This is a genomic window from Longitalea arenae (genome assembly GCF_016924755.1).
GTDB classification, from domain to species: Bacteria; Bacteroidota; Bacteroidia; order Chitinophagales; family Chitinophagaceae; genus Niastella; species Niastella arenae.
The window spans coordinates 1-21,237 of record NZ_JAFFJX010000028.1; the positions used below are offsets into that span (position 1 = coordinate 1).

22 protein-coding genes are annotated in these 21,237 nt (G+C 45.9%); 9 read left to right on the top strand and 13 right to left on the bottom strand.

From position 1 onward, the window contains the following. From JT717_RS27310 to JT717_RS27320, 3 genes are all read left to right on the top strand, one after another. A partial coding sequence (locus JT717_RS27310; RefSeq protein WP_205514480.1) for a hypothetical protein occupies positions 1–249 on the top strand: 249 nt, incomplete at its 5' end. A 19-nt stretch (positions 250–268) separates the two neighbouring features. Then, complete coding sequence (locus tag JT717_RS27315) at positions 269–613, top strand: YciI family protein (RefSeq protein WP_205514481.1); 345 nt, start codon at positions 269–271, stop codon at positions 611–613. Positions 614–632: 19 nt separating this feature from the next. Beyond that, complete coding sequence (locus JT717_RS27320) at positions 633–1,919, top strand: RNA polymerase sigma factor (protein ID WP_205514482.1); 1,287 nt, start codon at positions 633–635, stop codon at positions 1,917–1,919. A gap of 139 nt (positions 1,920–2,058) precedes the next feature. Here JT717_RS27320 and JT717_RS27325 read toward each other — a convergent pair whose 3' ends face one another. The 4 genes from JT717_RS27325 to JT717_RS27340 form a co-directional block, all read right to left on the bottom strand. Beyond that, positions 2,059–3,069 (bottom strand): glycosyltransferase family 9 protein, encoded by a 1,011-nt coding sequence (locus tag JT717_RS27325; RefSeq protein WP_205514483.1) that lies wholly within the window; start codon positions 3,067–3,069, stop codon positions 2,059–2,061. A 19-nt stretch (positions 3,070–3,088) separates the two neighbouring features. After that, positions 3,089–4,309, bottom strand: coding sequence for an MFS transporter (locus JT717_RS27330; protein ID WP_205514484.1), 1,221 nt, complete (start codon positions 4,307–4,309; stop codon positions 3,089–3,091). A 3-nt stretch (positions 4,310–4,312) separates the two neighbouring features. Further along, the gene (locus JT717_RS27335) at positions 4,313–5,239 is read right to left on the bottom strand and encodes a DedA family protein (protein WP_240348455.1); all 927 of its coding nucleotides are present in this window, start codon (positions 5,237–5,239) and stop codon (positions 4,313–4,315) included. Between the two features lie 114 nt (positions 5,240–5,353). Then, positions 5,354–6,865: a dicarboxylate/amino acid:cation symporter gene (locus JT717_RS27340; protein WP_205514486.1), complete on the bottom strand. Its 1,512-nt coding sequence runs from the start codon at positions 6,863–6,865 to the stop codon at positions 5,354–5,356. A 202-nt stretch (positions 6,866–7,067) separates the two neighbouring features. Here JT717_RS27340 and JT717_RS27345 point away from each other — a divergent pair, with 202 nt between their 5' ends. The 3 genes from JT717_RS27345 (at position 7,068) to JT717_RS27355 (ending at position 10,217) form a co-directional block, all read left to right on the top strand. After that, positions 7,068–8,708 (top strand): amino acid permease, encoded by a 1,641-nt coding sequence (locus JT717_RS27345; RefSeq protein ID WP_205514487.1) that lies wholly within the window; start codon positions 7,068–7,070, stop codon positions 8,706–8,708. Between the two features lie 187 nt (positions 8,709–8,895). Further along, complete coding sequence (locus JT717_RS27350) at positions 8,896–9,618, top strand: YebC/PmpR family DNA-binding transcriptional regulator (RefSeq protein WP_205514488.1); 723 nt, start codon at positions 8,896–8,898, stop codon at positions 9,616–9,618. 188 nt (positions 9,619–9,806) lie between these two features. After that, positions 9,807–10,217 carry a thiol-disulfide oxidoreductase DCC family protein gene (locus JT717_RS27355; RefSeq protein ID WP_205514489.1) on the top strand — a complete coding sequence of 137 codons (411 nt, stop codon included), beginning with the start codon at positions 9,807–9,809 and terminating at the stop codon, positions 10,215–10,217. A 155-nt stretch (positions 10,218–10,372) separates the two neighbouring features. Here the strand turns inward: JT717_RS27355 and JT717_RS27360 are convergent, their stop codons facing one another. From JT717_RS27360 to JT717_RS27375, 4 genes are all read right to left on the bottom strand, one after another. Next, a complete protein-coding gene (locus JT717_RS27360; RefSeq protein ID WP_205514490.1) occupies positions 10,373–10,678 on the bottom strand; it encodes a hypothetical protein in 306 nt (101 codons plus the stop codon). Between the two features lie 11 nt (positions 10,679–10,689). Then, positions 10,690–11,481, bottom strand: a complete 792-nt coding sequence (locus tag JT717_RS27365) for a PhzF family phenazine biosynthesis protein (protein WP_205514491.1) — start codon at positions 11,479–11,481, stop codon at positions 10,690–10,692. A 63-nt stretch (positions 11,482–11,544) separates the two neighbouring features. Then, positions 11,545–11,910: a four helix bundle protein gene (locus JT717_RS27370; protein ID WP_205514492.1), complete on the bottom strand. Its 366-nt coding sequence runs from the start codon at positions 11,908–11,910 to the stop codon at positions 11,545–11,547. Between the two features lie 79 nt (positions 11,911–11,989). Then, positions 11,990–14,383, bottom strand: coding sequence for an alpha-ketoacid dehydrogenase subunit alpha/beta (locus tag JT717_RS27375; protein ID WP_205514493.1), 2,394 nt, complete (start codon positions 14,381–14,383; stop codon positions 11,990–11,992). 225 nt (positions 14,384–14,608) lie between these two features. Here JT717_RS27375 and JT717_RS27380 point away from each other — a divergent pair, with 225 nt between their 5' ends. The 3 genes from JT717_RS27380 (at position 14,609) to JT717_RS27390 (ending at position 16,949) form a co-directional block, all read left to right on the top strand. After that, positions 14,609–15,064 carry a DUF1573 domain-containing protein gene (locus tag JT717_RS27380; RefSeq protein ID WP_205514494.1) on the top strand — a complete coding sequence of 152 codons (456 nt, stop codon included), beginning with the start codon at positions 14,609–14,611 and terminating at the stop codon, positions 15,062–15,064. A gap of 12 nt (positions 15,065–15,076) precedes the next feature. Next, complete coding sequence (locus tag JT717_RS27385) at positions 15,077–15,523, top strand: DUF1573 domain-containing protein (RefSeq protein ID WP_205514496.1); 447 nt, start codon at positions 15,077–15,079, stop codon at positions 15,521–15,523. Positions 15,524–15,755: 232 nt separating this feature from the next. Then, positions 15,756–16,949 (top strand): pyridoxal phosphate-dependent aminotransferase, encoded by a 1,194-nt coding sequence (locus JT717_RS27390; RefSeq protein ID WP_205514498.1) that lies wholly within the window; start codon positions 15,756–15,758, stop codon positions 16,947–16,949. Between the two features lie 126 nt (positions 16,950–17,075). On the opposite strand, the gene JT717_RS27395 is transcribed toward JT717_RS27390, so the two are convergent. The 5 genes from JT717_RS27395 to JT717_RS27415 all read right to left on the bottom strand — a co-directional run bounded on the left by JT717_RS27395 (position 17,076) and on the right by JT717_RS27415 (position 21,197). Then, positions 17,076–17,306, bottom strand: coding sequence for a hypothetical protein (locus JT717_RS27395; RefSeq protein ID WP_205514500.1), 231 nt, complete (start codon positions 17,304–17,306; stop codon positions 17,076–17,078). A 687-nt stretch (positions 17,307–17,993) separates the two neighbouring features. Next, positions 17,994–18,791: a helix-turn-helix domain-containing protein gene (locus JT717_RS27400; RefSeq protein WP_205514502.1), complete on the bottom strand. Its 798-nt coding sequence runs from the start codon at positions 18,789–18,791 to the stop codon at positions 17,994–17,996. Between the two features lie 27 nt (positions 18,792–18,818). Continuing rightward, a complete protein-coding gene (locus JT717_RS27405) occupies positions 18,819–19,703 on the bottom strand; it encodes an oxidoreductase (RefSeq protein WP_205514504.1) in 885 nt (294 codons plus the stop codon). 94 nt (positions 19,704–19,797) lie between these two features. Continuing rightward, a complete protein-coding gene (locus JT717_RS27410) occupies positions 19,798–20,544 on the bottom strand; it encodes an SDR family oxidoreductase (protein WP_205514506.1) in 747 nt (248 codons plus the stop codon). Positions 20,545–20,609: 65 nt separating this feature from the next. Continuing rightward, the gene (locus JT717_RS27415) at positions 20,610–21,197 is read right to left on the bottom strand and encodes a TetR/AcrR family transcriptional regulator (protein ID WP_205514507.1); all 588 of its coding nucleotides are present in this window, start codon (positions 21,195–21,197) and stop codon (positions 20,610–20,612) included. Positions 21,198–21,237 lie beyond the last annotated feature (40 nt).

The following is a 21,237-nucleotide window of genomic DNA, read 5'->3' on the forward strand; positions in this document are numbered from 1 at the left end:
GAGATTTACCGCCGGCTTCCTTTAGATTCCCCCTCACGAAGGACACCCTTGCCTTTGGTTAACGCTTCCCACTATCAAGGTGCGTTCGGGACTTCCACCCTAGAGTTTGCGCCCGTGCCGGGCGCACCACAAAAAAGCGGTCTGGCCAGTTTGGCCGGACCGCTTTTTTTGTGCTTCGTAAATATTTTTTCAGGATTTGTCCGGCCCGTTAATTCCCATTCGTCATTTCCCGGTAACTTAAATATGTAATCATCAAAAATTTACTATTATGAAAGATTTTATGTTCATTTTCCGGGGCGCTGCGGAGCAATATGATTTCTCTGCAGAACAAATGCAGCAACACATGCAAAAATGGTTTGCCTGGGTAGATGATCTGAAAGCGAAAAATATTTATTCAGCCGGCGAGCCTTTATTACCTGATGGCAAAACGGTAAAAGGCGCCAAAGCGCTGGTTACGGATGGTCCTTTTGCCGAAAGCAAGGAACTGGTAGGCGGCTTTTTTATCATCAAGGCAGCCTCGCTGGAAGAAGCAACAGAAATTGCCAAAGGCTGTCCCGACCTGCCCCTCGATGGCAGCGTGGAAGTGCGTGAAGTAATGAAAATGGATATGTAATAACCCAAATGATGGTGCTTTGAAAGAACCGGAACAAAACCGCGTGGCGCAACTGATCGATCATCTTTTCCGGCACCAGTCGGGAAAGATGATCGCTGTGCTCACCCGCATCTTCGGCATGCACAACCTGGAAATGATCGAAGATGTGGTACAGGAATCTTTTTTACGGGCCATGCAAACCTGGACCTTCAACCAGCTGCCCGAGAATCCCGGCGGCTGGCTGATGCAGGTGGCGCGCAACCGGGCCATTGATATCATCCGGCGGCATCAGCATTTTCAACACTATTCGCGCGAGCTGGCTACAGAACTACAACAGGAAACAGAACATACCGTGCAACAGTTCTTCGGCGAAGCGGAGATCGCCGACAGCCAGCTGCGAATGATCTTCGCCTGTTGTCATCCCAGCCTGAAAGAAGAAGACCAGGTGGCGCTCACGCTAAAAACTGTATCTGGTTTTGGCGTTGCTGAAATTGCCCACGCCCTGCTGACCAATGAAGCAGTTATCCAAAAACGCTTATACCGGGCAAAACAGTTCTTAAAAGACAACCAGATCGCATTGGATATTCCGGCCGGCCAGGAACTGTCGCGCCGCTTGGACATTGTTTACACCGTCCTGTACCTGCTTTTCAACGAAGGATACAATTCCGGGACTGCCAATGAATTGATCCGAAAAGACCTCTGCGCTGAAGCCATGCGGCTTTGCCTCCTGCTTACAGAACATAAAGCAGGCAAACAGCCTACCACCTTTGCTTTATTATCATTGATGTGTTTCCAGGCATCCCGCTTTGAAAGCCGCATAGATGAAAACAATGCCATTATCTTATTACAGCACCAGGACAGAAGCACCTGGAACAAGGCGCTTATCCAAAAGGGATATGATTTCCTGAACCTCTCTTCGCAGGGGAATGACCTTACGGTGTATCATCTTGAATCGGCCATTGCTGCCGAACATTGCCTGGCAAACAGTTTTGCAGCAACCAACTGGCAACGCATGCTGCAACTCTACGATCTGCTGCTTGAACGAAAGCAAACGCCCCTGGTCATTTTGAACAGGGCCATTGTATTGGCGCAACTGCATCAAACAGCTGCTGCGGTGCAGGAAATATGGCAGATCAACGGCATTGAGCAGCTGATGAACACCCAATATATATTCAGCGCGGTAATAGGCGAACTATACATTCAACTGGGCGATGATCACAATGCCGCCATATTCCTTCAAAAAGCCCTGTCCTTAACCACTTCGCTGGCTGAGAAAAAGCTGATCAGCACGAAACTGGAAACATTGTCCCGGACAAAGTTGAATTGAGGAAGTGGGCAGTGGGCAGTTGGCAGTTGGCAAAATACCTGTTACTTTTACTTAACTACTGCTTTAAACATCATGATTTATCAGTTGGCCATTTGCAGTGGGCAGTTGGCTGTTCGCAATTGGCAGATGGCAATAAAGGCTACTTACTCAGTCTTTGATTCAGCTTATTAACAATCTCCGTTATGGATATTTTCTCCATGCATTTGAAATGCCCGAGCGGACATTTATCATATCCTATTTTAGAGCAGGGCCGGCAGTACAGGGGCCTTATTTCCATGATATCATAAGGCAGTTTGTCTTTCGCTAATTGCTGCGAGGAGGCACCATAATACGGATACATGCCAAACTGCGGCACCGTATTGCCCCATATAGAAATGATCTGTTTTTTAAAAGCAGAAGCAATATGCATCAACCCTGTGTCATGGCTTATGATGAGTTTGGCGCGGCGCACCAGGTCAGCCGATTCATTAATGTTGAATTTGCCGCAGGAGTTATAGATCTTATGCGGGTCAACGCTGGCGATCTGCTCACCGGTTGCGCGGTCCTCTTTTCCGCCCAGCAAAATAATGGGATGATCAATGGCGGCGCAGAGCTCCTTCAGCTTATGGATGGGTAATTTCTTGGTGTTATGCGCGGCGCCGATCACTACCCCAATATAACCGGCCAGGTGGCCTGCGGGGATATCGCTCTCCTTCACCTTATCTTTTTCCGGAATAAAATAGTCCAGGCCGCGGCCATCATTCTTTACGCCCAGCGATTTAACCGTTTCCAGGTAGCGGTCAACGATATGAACATCGGGCAGTACATTCAGTTTAAGGCTGGTGTATATGAATTTCTGAATATTGAGCTTATTGAAAGAAAAGGATTTTCTGCCCAATGCCTTTTTTACCCGCATGGTACGCAGGTTGTGGTGCAGGTCGATCACATAGTCAAAATTCTCCTGCTGCAAGGGAGCTATCACTGCCTGCAGGTCATCCTGCAGGTAATGTAGTTTATCAATATAGGGATTGGCCTCCAGCACTGCCCGGAAACTGGATTTGGTGAGATAATGGATCTCAACATCCGGCAACTGGTTCTTCAGGCATCGGATCACAGGTGTTGTTAAAACAATATCCCCAATGGAGCTAAATCTGATAATAAGGATCTTCATAATATTCAATAAACCGGTCTCACTGTTCTACGTAATTGAGATCTTTATGAAAAGTTTCTTCTGTTAACAAGGCCGACACGATACCGATCACCATCACGACTATGCCGGTGATCATGCCACTGTTTACATACCCGGCCGAGCCCTGCAATGAAGTGAATAAAATAGAGATCGGGATCAATGCGCCGCGCACCATATTCGGTACGGTGGTGGCTGCAGTAGCCCGGATATTGGTACCAAACTGTTCGGCAGCCATGGTTACAAAAATCGCCCAGAAGCCGGTGCCAAAACCGAGCAGGGCGCAGGCGGCATATAAACTGTTCACCGGGGCGCCATTCAGATTAAAGAACCATACAATACCAATGGCCGTTAACCCGTAAAAAATGAACAGCGCTTTTTTACGGCTTTTCAACGACTGACTTAACAATCCCACCGCAATATCGCCAATAGAGATAGCCGCATAGGAAAACATGACGGCTTTGCCCGGATCGACCTTACCCACAACGCCCATTTTTTCGCCAAACTCCTTAGAGAAAGTGACCAGGATGCCGATCACATACCAGGTAGGCAACCCGATCAGAATACTGGTAAGGTATTTTCTTAATCGTTTGCCATTATTGATCAACATAAAAAAGTTCCCTTTCGATATGTTGCTATGCTGAATATTCTGGAACATACCCGATTCGAGTACGCCCACCCGCAATAGCAATAACATGAAGCCAAGGCCACCGCCAATAAAATAACAGGTGCGCCAGTGGAAGTTCTCTTTAAAGAAGAATGCGACCACGGCACCGGTTAAACCAATACCCGCCACCAGGGATGTACCGACCCCGCGTTTTTCTTTAGGTAACAGTTCACTTACCAGGGTAATACCGGCGCCCAGCTCACCAGCCAGGCCAATCCCTGTTAAAAAGCGTACAGCTGCATACTGCTCTACCGTTTGCACAAAACCGTTGGCAATATTTCCCAGGGAATATAAAATGATAGATGCGTATAACACTTTCAGGCGGCCTTTCTTGTCACCCAGAATACCCCACAAAATACCGCCTATGAGCAAACCGGCCATTTGCACATTGATGATGAACAAACCTTCGGAAGCGATCTGTTCAGGGGTTAGCCTCAGGTCTTTTAGCGAATCAACACGAATGATACTGAAGAGTAAGAGGTCGTAAATATCAACGAAGTAGCCCAGAGCAGCTACTAGAACTGCCAGGCTAAAGACAGATACTGGTTTTGATTGCATTCGTTACTTAGTTGGGGGTTGAGATACCTTTTCTTTTTTTCTTCCGGAAAATAATTTTATCAATACAGGGGCAGTGGTTACGACAACTATACCCAGTACAATTACTTCGAGGTGTTTCTTCAGGTCAAAATCAAATTGGGTGAAGATCCATTTTTGCAAAAAGTGCCCGGCAATGATCATGCTGAATACCCAGGCGATACAACCTACCATGTTATAAAAGGAGAATTTCTTTCTATCCATCGCCACGATACCCGCAACAATGGGCGCGAAGGTTCTTACGATGGGTAGAAAGCGTGCGAAAATGATAGCGCCGCCTCCATGTTTCTCATAAAAATCGTGCGCATCGTACAGATATTTTTTCTTGAACAGGAAACGGTCGCGCCAGTGGAACATGGTTGGACCGATCTTTCTTCCGGTCCAGTAGCCTACGGTATTACCCAATATACCGGCTACAGAGATCAGGGAGATGAGGATGAACAGATCGAGCCATTCATAGCGCACGCCTTGGAACCCGAATTTTCTGAACAGGTCATCAACCAGGTTGGTGCTATAAATGCCTGCTACGAACAAGAGGCTGTCGCCCGGCAAAAAGAAGCCCACGAACAAACCGGTTTCAGCAAAAACTATAAAGAGTAAGAGAAAAAATCCACCGTAAACAATATAGAACATGGGGTTCAGCAGATCCTTCCAGGTAAATTTCTTTTGCAGCACCACCAGCTCCCCTTCTTTCAGCGAAGCGCCGGCTACCGTATAAGGTTCGTGGTGAGCAGCATTGATGATCACGGAATCTGCCGGGTTTATATTGATCGTTATATAACCCAGGTTATCGGGAGAATAGGTTGTTGTCTGGCCTGCAACCGTCACCGTTAATTTATCAATCGGTGCTTCGTACTGATTGGTACATTGAATTCTTATTTGCTGTTGTGCCATAACTCCGGATACTAGCAACACATTCAACAATAAAAATATCAGTCGTTTCAACATAAAATTTTTTAATGAATAAGTTTATTTTGTTTGGTTGTTCCCCCTTTGCGGGAATCCTGTCTACTCATTTACCAATACCGGATCGGTTGGCGCCATTTCGGGTTTCAGTTCGCCCTCCCACTTACTTACTACACTCGTTGCCAGGGCATTGCCTACTACATTGGTCATGGTACGGAACATATCACAAAAATGATCGATCGGCAAGATCAAAGCAACACCTTCCGGTGGAATTTTAAACATGGCGCAGGTGGCGGTCACCACAACCAGCGAAGCCCGCGGCACGCCTGCAATTCCTTTACTCGTTAACATCAGCACCAGCAGCATGGTGAGCTGCGTGCCCAGGTCAAGATGTATGCCATAAGCCTGCGCAATGGCCAAACTGGCGAAGGTCATGTACATCATACTGCCATCGAGATTGAAACTGTAACCCAGGGGCAAAATGAATGAAACAATTTTGTCTTTGCAACCAAACCGTTCCAGTTCTTCGGTCAATTTTGGAAAAACAGCTTCGCTGCTGGTGGTACTGAAAGCGACCAGCATGGGCGAAGCGATCCGTTTTATCAAAGTGCCTACGCGTTTGCCCAGGATCAAATACCCTACCGATAGTAAGATAACCCATAAAATCGCGATACCTATCAAAAAGAACATCAGGTATTTACCATAGAACAGGAACACTTCCAGCCCCTTGGTGGCGATCACAGCGGCAATTGCGCCAAAAACTCCCAGGGGCGCAAAGTTCATCACATAGCCCACCATTTTTAATATAACATGGGCTACGGCATCCAGCGCTTTTACCAGGGTCTTGGAGTAATTGCCCAGGGCCGACATAGCCACACCAAAAAAAATACTGAAGATGACGATCTGCAGTATTTCATTGGTAGCCATAGCTTCAATGACACTTTTAGGAAATACGTGCTCCACAAATTTACCCAAAGAAAATTCCTGCGTTTTACCGATCAGGTCTTTGGCGCCGGCAGTATCGGCATTGCTGAGATCAACGGCGTAACCAGGTTTTGCCAGGTTAACGATGAGCATACCCAGCAGCAGGCTTACCAATGAAGCGGAGATAAACCAAAGCAGCGCTTTGCCTCCTACCCTGCCAACTGTTTTCAGATCGCCGAGTTTGGCGATGCCCACTACAAGCGTACAGAAAACAAGCGGTGCAATAATCATTTGAACCAGCCGCAGGAAAATAGTAGTCAATAATTTAATATTATCGCTGAACGACTGAATGGCCTTAATGGACGCCGTACCGTGTTTGGGTGCAACCTTGATCTTGTTTAATGTCAACTCCCTGTTGACCTCGTAAGAAGCGTTCGTATTGGCCACTACCAGCCAGGTTCCGGCGGTTACGGTTGTTTGACGATAAGCAGCAGAATCTTTAACAACCTCGATCGGCTGTTGTACTTCTTTCCCCGAGAGAACCAACGTGATAGTGTCCTTTCCCGTATAATCTTTAGCAGGGGAATAGGTAATGTTGTGCCCTGTTCCTACCCGGTGCATCAGATAACCCACAATAATACCCGCCGCCATGGCGATCAGTATATAGAGCGTGAGCCTGTTTTTCTTCATGTAGATCCGTTAAAAAGTAATAGGGTGCAATATAATATTAAAAGCATAAACCAATTTGAGAGATCGTTTTATCTTTTGCCCCGGGGATGTGGAGAGGATTTAAGAACTCTTTTGAGCAGTAATTTTAAGAAATCCTTATCTTTCCGACCTCATACATGATTAAAGAAATACTATTCATTCAAAAAACTTCTAACTCGCTCTTATGAGTTTATTTGTCAAAAAACCGTTGGATTCATTATTAAATGAAGCAAAGGATACCAGTGGGCATACCCTTAAAAAAACACTGGGCGCCGGTTCCCTTATAGCATTGGGTATCGGGGCCATCATTGGCGCCGGTTTATTCTCCATTACCGGTGGCGCCGCTGCCAACCAGGCCGGCCCTGCCATTACCATCTCCTTCATAGTTGCCGCTTTGGGTTGCGCTTTTGCCGGCTTATGTTATGCAGAATTTTCATCTATGATCCCCGTTGCGGGAAGCGCTTATACATATTCCTATGCTACCATGGGCGAATTTGTAGCCTGGATCATTGGCTGGGACCTGGTGCTGGAATATGCCGTTGGTGCAGCCACGGTAAGTATCAGCTGGAGCCGCTACCTGGTACGGTTCCTGGCAGATTTTAATATCCACCTGTCGCCTGCCATAACCGCGGGGCCATGGGATGGCGGCATCATCAATGTACCCGCGGTTTTTGTAGTGATCTTAATGAGTTTGTTACTGGTAAAAGGCACTAAAGAAAGCGCCTTTATCAATGGAATTATCGTTACCCTGAAAGTGGCCGTTGTGCTGATCTTCATAATCATGGGCTGGAAGTATATTAACAATGCAAACTATACTCCTTACATTCCTGAGAACACCGGCAATTTCGGTGAGTTTGGTTTCAGTGGCATCATCCGGGCAGCCGCTATCGTGTTCTTTGCATACATCGGCTTCGATGCGGTAAGTACCGCCGCGCAGGAAGCCAAGAACCCGAAAAAAGATATGCCCTGGGGTATCCTCGGTTCGCTGGCTATTTGTACGGTCCTGTACATCCTGTTTGCCCACGTAATGACGGGCGTAACCAACTATACTTCCTTCAAGGGCCAGGATGGTATCGCCCCGGTAAAAGTAGCAATTGACCATATGGGTACGCCCGATGCGAACGGCGTGGTGCATGCTGATTATCCCTGGTTGAACAAGGCCATTGTACTCGCTATTCTGGCCGGTTATATGTCGGTGATCCTGGTGATGTTGATGGGCCAGAGCCGCGTATTCTTCAGCATGAGTAAAGACGGTTTGTTACCGCGGGTATTTTCTGAAGTGCATCCAAAGTTCCGCACCCCGGCAAAAAACAATATGTTGTTCCTGCTCTTTGTAAGCCTCTTCGCAGCTTTTGTACCGGCCCGGGTGGTGGGAGAAATGACCAGTATCGGCACCCTGTTCGCTTTCATCCTGGTTTGTATAGGGGTGATCATCATGCGTAAGACCATGCCTAATGCTCCCCGCGCCTTTAAAACGCCGCTGGTACCATTAGTGCCCATCCTGGGTGTGTTCACCTGTTTGTTCATGATGGTGTTCCTGCCGCTCGACACCTGGATCCGGCTGATAGTTTGGATGATCCTTGGACTTGATATCTACCTCGCTTACGGCGTTCGTCACAGTATATTATCGGCCAACAGCCCGACCACTCTCCCCCAGGGTAACAAAGTGGGTGGTATTTGTGGACTGGTGCTTTCCATCGTTTTGGCCATCATAGCCTTTGTTCATCATATGCTGACACCCGATGACGCCGGCATATTCTATTTTTCGCTGGTCTTTGCCTTGCTGCATGCCATACTATTTGGCTACAAGATGTTTAAAAAATAACGATTTTCAGATCTGTTCAATAAAAGCCCCGCCTGCCGGCGGGGTTTTGTTTTAAACAGTGTATGTTGGCTACTTGCCCCAGTTATTTTATTTTTGCAACCGTTTTAAGCGCAAGGCGAAGGCCCAAGGCAAAAACCTGGAACCCGGAACCTGTAACCTGTAACCTAAAAAAAGTATAAACTAATATATGGGTCGCATATTTGAAGTACGTAAAGCCACCATGTTTGCCCGGTGGGACCGGATGGCCAAACAATTTACCCGTATTGGAAAAGAGATCGCAATCGCTGTAAAAGCGGGCGGACCTGACCCCAATACCAACCCGGCCCTGCGGCGTTGTTTTCAGAACGCCAAAAGCGTGAACATGCCTAAAGACCGCGTGGAAGCGGCTATTAAGCGTGCTCAGGGTAAAGAGATGGAGAACTATGAAGAGATCCTGTACGAAGGATATGGTCCGAACGGCGTTGCTATCCTGGTTGAGACCGCAACCGACAATCATGTGCGCACCGTAGCCAACGTGAAAGCCATTTTCAACAAAGGCAATGGGACTTTGGGCAACAGCGGCAGCGTAAGCTTCCAGTTCAAAAAAATGGGTGTGTTTAAACTGAAACCAGAGGGTTTGAACCAGGACGACCTGGAACTTGAACTGATAGATGCCGGTTTGGAAGAAATGGGGGAAGGAACCGGTGAGAATGGCGAGACTGTGCTGGTGATCCGCGTAGCCTTCAATGATTTTGGCAATATGCAGAAAGCACTGGAAGAACGAAATATCACTCCTATCAGTTCCGAAGTAGAATGGATCCCTTCCACTACAGTACAATTACCAGAAGAACAGGCCCAGGAAGTATTGAAACTGGTTGACAAACTGGAACAGGATGATGATGTGCAGAAAGTATTCCATAACCTGCAGTAATCAATACGCAACTGGCAAAAGGCAATTGATAAAATATAAATTTTTAATTAAAAACCGGATGTTGCCATCCGGTTTTTTTATGTATGACTGGAACAACATTTGTATCTGTGAGAACATATCCAATCTCATAAAAATGCCCGGCTTCCGGCTATAGAAAATTTACCCGGGCCCCGTAATTTTGCTTAATAATGGCCAGTACCTCTTCAAAATACATTGTGCTCTTTGATGGAGTGTGCAACCTGTGTAACGGGACAGTACAGTTCATTTTAAAAAGGGACAAGAAGAAACGGTTTGTATTCGGGTCGCTGCAGGGAAAAACGGGACAGGAATACCTGCATAAATACCACCTCCCTACTGATCAATATCATTCTTTCATGCTCATTGAAGGAAATGTGTTGTATACACGTTCAACAGCCGTGTTACGTTTGCTGAAACACCTGGGACGTGGGTGGCAATTGATGTATCTGTTTATTTATGTACCCCAGTCCCTTCGAGATGGCGTATACCGGCTGATTGCCATGAACCGGTATAAACTTTTTGGAAAGAAGGAACACTGCCCGGTACCTACGCTCGAAGAACGCGAGCGCTTTTTAGAGTAACAATTCCTCAATTAGCTAATTGCTAATGTGCTAATTGCTAATTTGCTGATGTGCTAATTTGCTGATGTGCTAATTAAATACACGTTTGCGCGGATAAATTCATCGCTCAGCATTCACTCCTATTTTTCAGTTTATCAACCTTAAGTCTTATCTAGTCAACTGGTCAGCTCGTCATCTCTCCTCATTCCCTCTTTTACTTCCCGCTGAATGATGGCCTTGAATTTTTTCTCATTATACCACCAGGAGAAAATGGTGGAAAAGGTAACGATCAGGAAGCTGCCAACAATGATCTTTATAAGACTTTGGGGCAAACCAAATCCCAGTACCTGGGTTAAAAAGGCTATTACCAGGGCGCAAACAATAGTGCCCATAGTAATATACAGCAGATAATATTTTACCCGCCCGCCCTGACGCTGTTCTTCCCAGGATTTTATAAATCGCTTTTCGCTTGCTGTTAGCACTGAATAATTGTTTATAGGTCTATCTCACCTTTCATATAAAATACGCACTGACCGGCGATGGTAACCCGATCGCCCAGGTTTTCGCACCACAATTCGCCCCCGCGTTTCGATAACTGGCGCGCATGTAATGTTTGTTTGTTCAGTTTTTCTGCCCAGAAAGGTATCAGCTGCGCATGCGCTGAACCTGTTACCGGATCTTCATCGATGCCTACGGTAGGGGCAAAGAACCTTGAGACAAAGTCGGCTTTCGTTCCTTTGGCCGTAAGGATCACTTTATGCCCTGATTTTTTCAATAGGGTAAAATCGGGCTGGCAGTGTTGTACAATGGCTTCATCGGCTACTTCCACCAGGTAATCGCGGTGTTTGTGTACACTGGTGAAGGGAATATTGCCCAAAGCGGTAGATAATTCAGCAGGCCATTCGTTTACGGGTTCTGGTTTCCAGGCCGGGAAATCCATACGGATCCGGTCGAAGCTTTTGGTGACGGTCAGTATGCCGCTTTTCGATTGAAAACGGATCGCGGGATAACCATAACCCATCACATGAAACAGAACAAAGGCCGAAGCCAGGGTGGCATGACCGCACAGGTTGATCTCTGATTCCGGAGTAAACCAGCGGATCTCATAATCGGCATCTGGTTTTACCGAGGGCACAAAGAAAACAGTTTCGCTGAGGTTATTCTCCATAGCCAGCCGCTGCATCAAGCTGTCACTGATCCATTGATCAAGTGGTATTACGGCTGCGGGATTTCCTCCGAACAGGTGGTTGGTAAAGGCATCGATCTGGTAAAGGGTTAATTTCATAACAAAAGGGCATTGGATGGTGAAAGGCGGCAATAGACAATAAGCAATAGACAAAAAATACAATTAGTATTTATCTGGGTTGTTGACCATATGGCCTAATAGCCTGCCTGTTTCCTTATTTTTTTCTGATAAAGCTTTATATTTCTCTTCACTAATATACTTACACCCAACTGAAAAATCCAACCATACACTTGTTTCGCTATTTTCCATATCAGCATCAGATATTTTAGATACAAAATAAGCGGGGTAAGATTTTTTCCTATAGGATTCATCAATGTTTGCGCAAACACTCCGCGATGATCTTCTTATTTGATCGGTAAGTGAATATCTCTCTTCGTTCGGAAACGTTTTTGACACCTCAAATATTTCCATCGCCAAATCAAAAGCAAGTCGATAAACCTTTGTTTCTTTGAAATTTTTAACACTCACGGCAGCTGGTTAATATCTATTAATCAACTAACCAAAGCCTGTACTCTTTGCCAATTGCTTATTGCCAATTGCTTATTGATTACTCACTCATCATCTCCTGGATCACATCCACTATCTGCTCCACATTGGGCTTGCTGAAATAATCGCCATCGCTGCCATAACTCGGCCTGTGCGCCTGACCGGTAATGGTACGCGGCGATACATCGAGCCAGCGATAGCCGCCCTGCTCTTCCAGCACTTTATTATACATATATCCAGCCGCACCACCCGGCACATCTTCATCTATGAACACGATGCGATTGGTCTTTTTCAGCGAATCCATGATCATATGATTCACATCGAAGGGCAACAGGGTTTGTACGTCAATGATCTCGCAACTGATACCCGATTTTTCGAGTATGGCAACTGCTTCGCTGATGATCCGCAACACACTTCCATAAGAAACGATAGTGATATCAGTTCCTTCCTTCAGGATCTCAGGAACCCCCAGCGCCACTTTATAATTAACCAAATTGGAAGGCAACTTCTCTTTTAGGCGGTAACCGTTCAGGCATTCTACCACTACAGCCGGATCATTGCCGTGCAACAAGGTATTGTACATACCGGCCGCCTGCACCATATTCCGCGGCACGCAAATGTGCATGCCCCGCAGGGAATGCAGCATCATTCCAATGGGCGAGCCACTGTGCCAGATGCCTTCCAGCCGGTGGCCCCGGGTGCGTACGATAAGCGGACAACTTTGCCTTCCTTTTGTACGCCAGTACAAGGTGGAAGCATTGTCGCTCAACTGTTGCAGTCCGTACAACATGTAATCGATGTACTGTATTTCGGCTATAGGACGAAGGCCTCGGATGGCCATGCCTATCCCCTGCCCGATGATCGTGAGCTCACGGATAGAGGTATCGAAAATGCGGTTCTCTCCATATTTATTCTGCAAGCCGGCAAAACCCTGGTTCACATCGCCGATCTTGCCAACGTCTTCCCCGAAAGCCAGTACTTTCGGATTGCTGGCAAACAGCTCATCGAAGTAGTGGTTCAGGATCTCATACCCGTTCAGCATAGGGGCATCGTTGGCAAACTCCAACGGTGTGGTAGTTACTTTCAGCGGGCTCTTTGGGCTTTCATCATACAGGTAGCTGCCATAGGTTTCGTAGCCTTCCTTGCGTAATTGCTGATACATATTTTTCACGTCAGCAATCAAAGGCGAGTTTCCGGCAGCCTGTATCGCTTTATGTAATGCTACAATCGCATCTTTACGCAAGGGCTCGCGGTTGGCCGCCAGCGCATTTTTAGCAGCGGCTATTTCACCGGTAGGATCAGCGCCCTGGCCGATCAGGACATCGAGCAGCTCCACGCATTTAGCTACAATCTGTTTAACAGGTACTATGTATTTTTCCCAGGCGCGCTGTTTGCTTTCGCGAACCATGTCCTTGGCTCTGGTTTCAATGTCTTCCAGTTCTTCCTCACTGGCCAGGGTATTTTCGAGGATCCATTCGCGCATTTTTTTGTTTCCATCCCATTCGCGTTCCCAGGCGAGGCGCTCGGGTGATTTATACCGTTCGTGGCTGCCCGAGGTAGAATGGCCTTGCGGCTGGGTCACTTCCTCTACATGGAAGAGGGCGGGAATATGCGTTTCGCGCATGCGGCGGATCGCCGACTCAAAAACTTCGCACATGCCAGCATAATCCCAGGCCTTTACTTTATAGATATCAAAACCATTGGTGTTCTCTTTTTTCTGCATGCCACGCATGGCTTCTGAAATAGAACCTTTGATGGTTTGCATGCGGCGGGGAACAGAAATGCCATAGCCATCATCCCACACAAAAACGGCTAAGGGTATTTGCAACACACCTGCTGCATTCAGCGCCTCCCAAAAGTGTCCTTCCGACGTAGAAGCGTCACCGATAGTGCAGAAACAAATTTCATTACCGTTGTTGCTCAGGTGTGTCAAATGTTTCAGCACATCCGAATGGCGGAATAATTTAGAAGCCAGGGCCATTCCCAACGCACGGGGCATTTGTCCGGCCGTAGGGGCCAAACCGGCTGCTATATTCTTACGGTTAACCAGGTCGAGCCATTCGCCCTGTGCATCAACGATGGGCGTGGCAAAATGGGAATTCATCTGGCGGCCGCCACTATGCGGATCATGCGCCGTATCGGGATCGGCATATAATTGTGAAAAGAATTCTTCGACGGTGGCCTGGCCGGTGGCAAAAGCAATTGTTTGATCGCGGTAATAACCCGACAGGAAATCGCCGGGCTGGAAAAACTTCGAAGCGGCGATTTGCGCTACTTCTTTGCCATCACCAAAAATGCCGAACTTGGCTTTACCGGTAAGTACTTCTTTACGACCCAGTAAACTGGCCTCCCGGCTTTCGCAGGCCAGGCGGTAATCTTTTAGAACTTCTTCGCGAAATTTATCGAAAGACAGCTTCTCGCCGGCAAGCGATTGATTGTGAGTGCTATTTTCCATGCGACAAAAATATTAATATTCACGCCAATTTGCGGGGTTGTTAAAAAAATGTCACAAGCCCAAAATTTTATTGGCTGAAAGGCCGTTAAAAATGTAATTTTGAACATGTTAGCGTTACATGTGTTATTCCCATCGATGAACAGTGTAACCATTTTAACACCAGAAAGTTTCGGGGATATTGTGTAGTTTAGTAATGAGCCGCCAAAAACCTTAAATTTTGTACGTATGAAGAGTTTGTTATTACTGGTTTGTTTCTCCGCTTTTGCGTTTGTTTCGAAGGCACAAACATCCACCGGAACTACGCCAGCCGCTACTAAACCTGCGGAGGTAGTTCAGTTAAAGGAAACCTCTTATGATTTCGGAAAAATTCCGCAAGGTCGCCCTGTTACGCATAACTTTGAGCTCGTGAACATCGGCAAGGAGCCCCTGATGCTGGAGAACGTTCAGGCATCCTGCGGTTGCACCACTCCTGAATGGAGCAAAGAGGCCATTCAGCCAGGCGCAACCAGTGTTATTAAAGTAGGTTACAATGCAGCCAATGAGGGTGCATTTAATAAAACCATTACCATTATCTACAATAATAACCAGACAAAGGTCCTGAACATTACAGGTTCGGTTTATAAAGGCCCTACAACCTCTGCTCCTGTAAATGCGTCTTTATCATTATTGAAAAACAATTAAAAACATAAACTCATGAAAAGATTTGTATTAGCTTTTGCAGCATTGATCCTGACGGCCGGCGTTTTTGCACAGACTGCTCCTGCTGCTACCGTTAATAAAGCTGATAACTTTGTAAAATTCAAAGAATTAGTGCACAACTTTGGAAAGATCAAACAAGGTGTGCCTGTTACATACAACTTTACTTTTTCTAACATTTCTGATAAACCCGTAGTTATTGAATCAGCAAGCGCTTCCTGCGGCTGTACCACGCCCGTAAAACCAGAAGCTCCTGTTGGCAAAGGGAAAGAAGACAAGATCACTGCCGGATTCAATGCGGCGGCCGCCGGCCCCTTTAATAAAACTATCTATGTAAAAGTGGCCGGGGTTGATCAGCCTTTGGAATTGAAAATTACTGGCGAAGTTCTGAACGCAGAAGACTACGCTAAATTCGAAAAAGAAAAAGGAAACAAAAAAGGATAATTCCTCTGAAGTAGAAAGTAATAATCGATTTATACTGATCCTCACGGCGAAAGCAGTGAGGATTTTTTTTTAACCTATTGTTCAAGATGCCTGTTTGTGCCGGCTATAATCCATTGAAAGTCATTACACCTGAAATTAACCAGTCTACCAGAACAGTATTTTTTGTAAATACCAGATTCTCAATCAGAAACAAAGCATTTAGAACATAAAACCAGTACCCTATATTTGCGAAATGCTAACACTTAGTAGTCGCGGCAAACTGATGCCGCCATCACCTATTCGGAAACTGGTGCCTTATGCGGAGGGCGCCAAAAAAAAGGGTATTAAGGTGTATCACCTGAACATAGGCCAGCCAGATATTGAAACACCTGAGCCTATTTTGAACGCTGTGCGTCACGCAGACTTCAAAGTGCTGGAGTACAGCCATAGCGCCGGTAATGAAAGTTATCGCCGTAAACTGGTGCAGTATTATAAAAAGACAGGTATTGAAGTAGATCATACCCAGATCATAGTTACCACAGGTGGTTCAGAAGCCATTTTATTCGGCTTCATGAGCTGTCTCGATGCCGGTGATGAGGTGATCATTCCGGAACCGTTCTATGCCAACTATAATGGATTTGCAGTAGCAGCCGGTATCAAGGTGGTTCCGGTGACCTCTCATATTGAAAATGGTTTTGCCCTGCCCCCCATTTCAGCATTTTCGGCACTGGTTACGCCTAAGACGAAAGCGATACTCATTTGCAATCCCAATAACCCTACCGGTTATTTATACAGCCGGGAAGAAATGGAAACGCTGAAACAGATCGTGCAGGAGCATAACCTGTACCTGTTCTCAGATGAAGCCTACCGGGAATTTTGCTATGGCGGCGAACATATAAGCGCTATGCATTTAAAGGGGGTAGATGACAATGTGATATTAATGGATACGATATCGAAGCGATACAGCGCCTGTGGTGGCCGCATAGGCGCGCTGGTTACCAGGAACCGGGAGGTGCTGGATTCGGTAATGAAGTTTGCCCAGGCAAGGTTAAGTCCGCCCTCATTCGCCCAGATCCTGGGAGAAGCCGCGGTAGACCTGCCCGATAATTATTTTGATGCTACCAAAACAGAATACCAGAAAAGGCGCGACGTGCTGGTGAAAAGGTTGAATGCGATGGAGGGAGTAAGTTGTCCGAACCCCGGCGGTGCATTTTATGCCATGGCGCGTTTACCCATCGACGATGCGGATGTTTTTTGCCAGTGGTTACTGGAGTCATTTTCGTTTAACGGACAAACCCTGATGCTGGCGCCGGCTAGTGGTTTCTATGGAACACCCGGGCTGGGGAAAGACGAAGTGCGGCTGGCATATGTATTGAATGTACATGATCTGAATAAAGCAATGGATTGCCTGGAGCAGGCGTTGAAAGAATATCCGGGCAAGAAATAATATAACTAGTACGTATACCACCTAAGGTTGTTCCGCCAGTTGGCCGGAGCAGCCTTTTTTTGTGACTAATCAGGCGCCGGTGCCCAAGATTTAAAAGCTCCGTCAGGGAGCTTTTTATTTACAGGCTCATGCCGCCACTGCAGTTATTTTTCTTCCCAATAGCCTGCTTACGATCTTGTAGTAGCGGAGCGGCGTTATCTCGTTCACGCTTTTATGATCCGGCACAAATCCGGTGCCGCGACACATCTCCTGAAAGGATATCATGGCTTCCGGTTTCGTTTTGGAAGCAACCACCAGTTTCCTGCGCCGTCTGGCGCCTGCTTTGCTTTCTTTCACCGTTATAATAAAATAAGGCATGGCCCGCGTTTAAAAGTTACAGACACCTTTCGGCCAAATTATCAATAAACCAGTGTTTGCTCTTTTCTGCCTTTTTTATTTTCCCGATAATAAGGGCATTCTTTTAGCGGGCGGTAAATTAAATGATCGTCCAAACCGTGAGGATCTGTAGCGGCTAAATATAAAATCCCGTTTGGGGTAAACCACGACGGGACTTCCATATACGGGTATTAAAATTATTCAAAGCAATGTTAGCCAGTATGCAACTGCAAGCTGCATGCACGTTAGTGCTTATGCTGCACAATACGCCTTTTGGCGGATTTGGTGTTTACGTTAACAAAAAAAACGGTTCATTCATCATACCTTAAAGAATAACCAAGGTAAGGGCATGATGCGGGTACGGATCCAGGAAGTAAGCGTATATATTTTGAAAGGATATTAGTTTTGAAAAGAGGGGGCCAGATAAAAATAACGCCCCCGGTTAAATCCAATATCCTTTGAATATCCTGCTTCTTACATTACAACTTTTATTCCAACTGTGATGCAATTCTACTCTTTCTTTACAGTAAATTTTGGAACCTGTATTTTCTAACAATAACGCACCCCTGTTATCGTAATATTACGAAGCGTGAGGAAGTTTTAAATGATCAGTTATAATGTATGATTAAAATGAAATCGTGGCGCCTTTGACAGGGCATATACCGGTATCTAAATTTTAGAAGGCGCCACTCCAAACGCATTTTTAAATGCATGCGAAAAATGCGACAAGTCTTCAAAACCAACTTCCAGGTATACATCGGAAGGTTTGCTTCCTTTTTCTTTGATGAGATAATGGGCTTCCTGCAGTCTCTTCTGCAACAACCAGTTGCCGGGGGACGTATGAAAGATCTTTTCAAAGTCACGTTTAAATGTGGCCAGGCTTCTGCCCGTGAGGTAAGCAAACCGGCTCAAGCCCACATTGAACTGATAATTAGTAAGCATGAATGCTTCGAGATCGATCTTGCCTGGTTCTGAAAAATCGAACAACACATTCTTCAGAGCCGGCTGATCTCGAAGTAACAGCAGTACCGCTTCTTTTACTTTTAATGACAACAAAACTTCATTCTCTTCAGGCGGCAATCCTGCGTAAGGGATCAAAGAATCCATGTAGGCTTTGTAAAGTGGATGCGGATTGAGCCTGATCATGGAAACAGGCGTATGGTCTTTGTCAGCACTATACCCATATTCCCTGCCCATATTACGCAACGTTGCCTGATCGAGGTAAATAGAAATAGACTTAAACTCGCCGCCTTCCGGTGGCTGCTTTAAAAACTTGGCCAGTTGATTTCTTTTGATGAAACGGAAATCACCGGGCGAAAACCGGTGGTCGCCATGACCATCATTAATGGTAAGTGTACCCGAGATCTGGTAGCTGAAGACATGGTCCTGAATAAATTGTTCACCCCCACGACTCGTTTTGTAGTAGCAGGAGTAAACAATTTCAGGTTTTGACGGCTGTTGAGCCATAGTATCAGACGATTTGTTCAGCAAAGTTTAGCTTTTTCCGCCAAGAATCGATTTACCATATTCCGTTTCCAGGAAATTCTCGGCAGCATCATGGTCGGTAGAAAGGGTTACCGGTAACCATTTTTCGAATTCCGCTTTCCTGTCTTCATCTGCCTGCCGTAACAAGCCAGCGGCTTCACTGCCCAATACGAGGTGAACCGGCGGCTGTGGATGTTCAGTTATACTGATCATAACCTGCGCCGCTTTAACAGGGTCGCCTACGGGAATAAATTTACCGCTTTGAAAAAATTCAACTCTTTTATTCACCGATTCTTCATAACCTTCAACGGCAGGTGCATAGCTCATAGATGCTCCGGCCCAGTCGGTACGAAAACCGCCCGGCTCTACTGAAGTAACCTTTATACCCAGTGGGGCAACTTCTTTGGCCAGCGCTTCAGTAAAGCCACCAAGACCGAACTTAGCTGCCTGGTAAATAGAAAGGGCTGCATTACCTACACGGCCACCCAATGAACTGATCTGCAAAATGCGGCCGCTGCGCTGATTACGCATATAGGGCAATACTACCCGGGTAACGTTAATAGGAGCATAGAGGTTCGTTTCAAGCTGACTGCTCACCTGTTCATCGGTAAATGCTTCTGCGGCGCCAATAATACCAAAACCGGCATTATTCACCAGCACATCTATGCGTCCGAACCTTTTAATAGTTTGCTCAACAGCATTGACGATCGCTGTTTTACTGGTAACATCCAGTGGAAGCGGCAGAAGCTGTTGTGGATATTTTTCGGCGAGCTCAGCTAACTGTTGCGGTTGGCGTGCCGTAGCAGCCACCCGATCACCTTTTGCCAGCACAGCCTCTGTAAGGGTTCTTCCCAATCCCCGGGAACTTCCTGTAATAAACCAAACTTTTGACATAGTATTCATTTTTTGATACCACAAAGTTGGTGATTGCAGAACTGTTCCGGTTGGCTTAAAAGCTCAAAGATGCTTGGTTTAAAAGCTCACTGGCTTACACCTCTATCCCATTGAATCTCTTTAAAGTAATCTCTGGTGACTGCAGAAATGAATGATATACATCCTTGGTCAGCCCCGGCCTTATGGCGTATTCATTTTTTTGCAGTGCGTTGTAAATGTCTTCGGCAACTACATCAGGCGATAACTTATCGGCACTGAAGCCTTTGGTCATATCGGTATCAACAAAGGGCGGAAACACTTCGAACAACTGGATATGAGGATGTGTTCTTTGCAGCACCAGCCTTAATGATTGGGAATACGAATGCAGGGCCGCTTTTGTCGCACTGTAAGTTGCTATTACGGTGTTAGGCAAATACGACACAATTGATTCAATATTCACGATAGCTGCTTCTTTACTGGCTTTAAGCAAGGGCAACAGGCGTTCTGTAAGCCTTACTACAGAAAGATAATTCAGGTCCATTTCAAACTTTGCTTTTTCGTAAACGCCCTCTGTACTTTCCAGAGGATACGCAGTTACCACGCCGGCATTGTTTACCAGGATATCTAAACCACCAAATGTAGCATTTACCTGTTGAACCAGGTTCTCAACATCAGTACTATTGGTAACATCCGCAACGATATAAGATGCCTTCGGCAAACGGGCAACGGCCTCTTTTAATTTGTCTTCTCTTCTGCCAACCAGAATAAGATTATTACCTTTTAGTGATAATACTTTGGCTATAGCAAAGCCAATACCGGTACCACCTCCTGTTATAAGGATGGTTTTGTTTTCAATGTTCATATTGTTTGTTTTTAATTAGCTGACCATTTTATACCGATCGGTATATTATTGCGTAAAAAAAAGGACTATTGGCAATAGTCATCAATTTCCTGCTTCAAAGAATCAAGAATGATTTGTAATTGTTTGTTGTTCCCCTGCAGGCGGGCGATCCACATACCGCCTTCGATCATCGCAAAGGCTTTTATAGAAAAGGTTTCGGGATCAAAGGATCTTTTGAATTCACCGGCTTCAATACCTGAGCGAACGACTTTTGCGATCAGGTTTTCTGTAGCGAGGATAGCTTTATTAACTTTCTGTTTTACGATGGGATTGGTATCATCTGCTTCTGTACCAAAATTTAACAGTGGGCAACCATAGGTGTTTTCCTGAGAAACGACTGCAAGATAATATTCGAAAAGAGCAAACAGTTTGTCCTTGTTCGAATTTGCACGGGACATGGCCATTACTATATCGGCCCCTACCCTTTTTGCCAGGTAATCAAAAGCTTCCAGGCAGATCTCGTCTTTACTTTCAAAATTGCCGTAAACACTACCCTTGGTAAGCCTCGTAGCTTCAACAATATCATTGATAGAAGTACCGGCCATTCCTTTCTTATTTATGATGGGGGCTGCTTTTTCAACGATAAAATGTCTTGTACGCTCTGCTTTTGTCATAACACCACAAAAATATACCGATTGGTATAATTTACCAAAT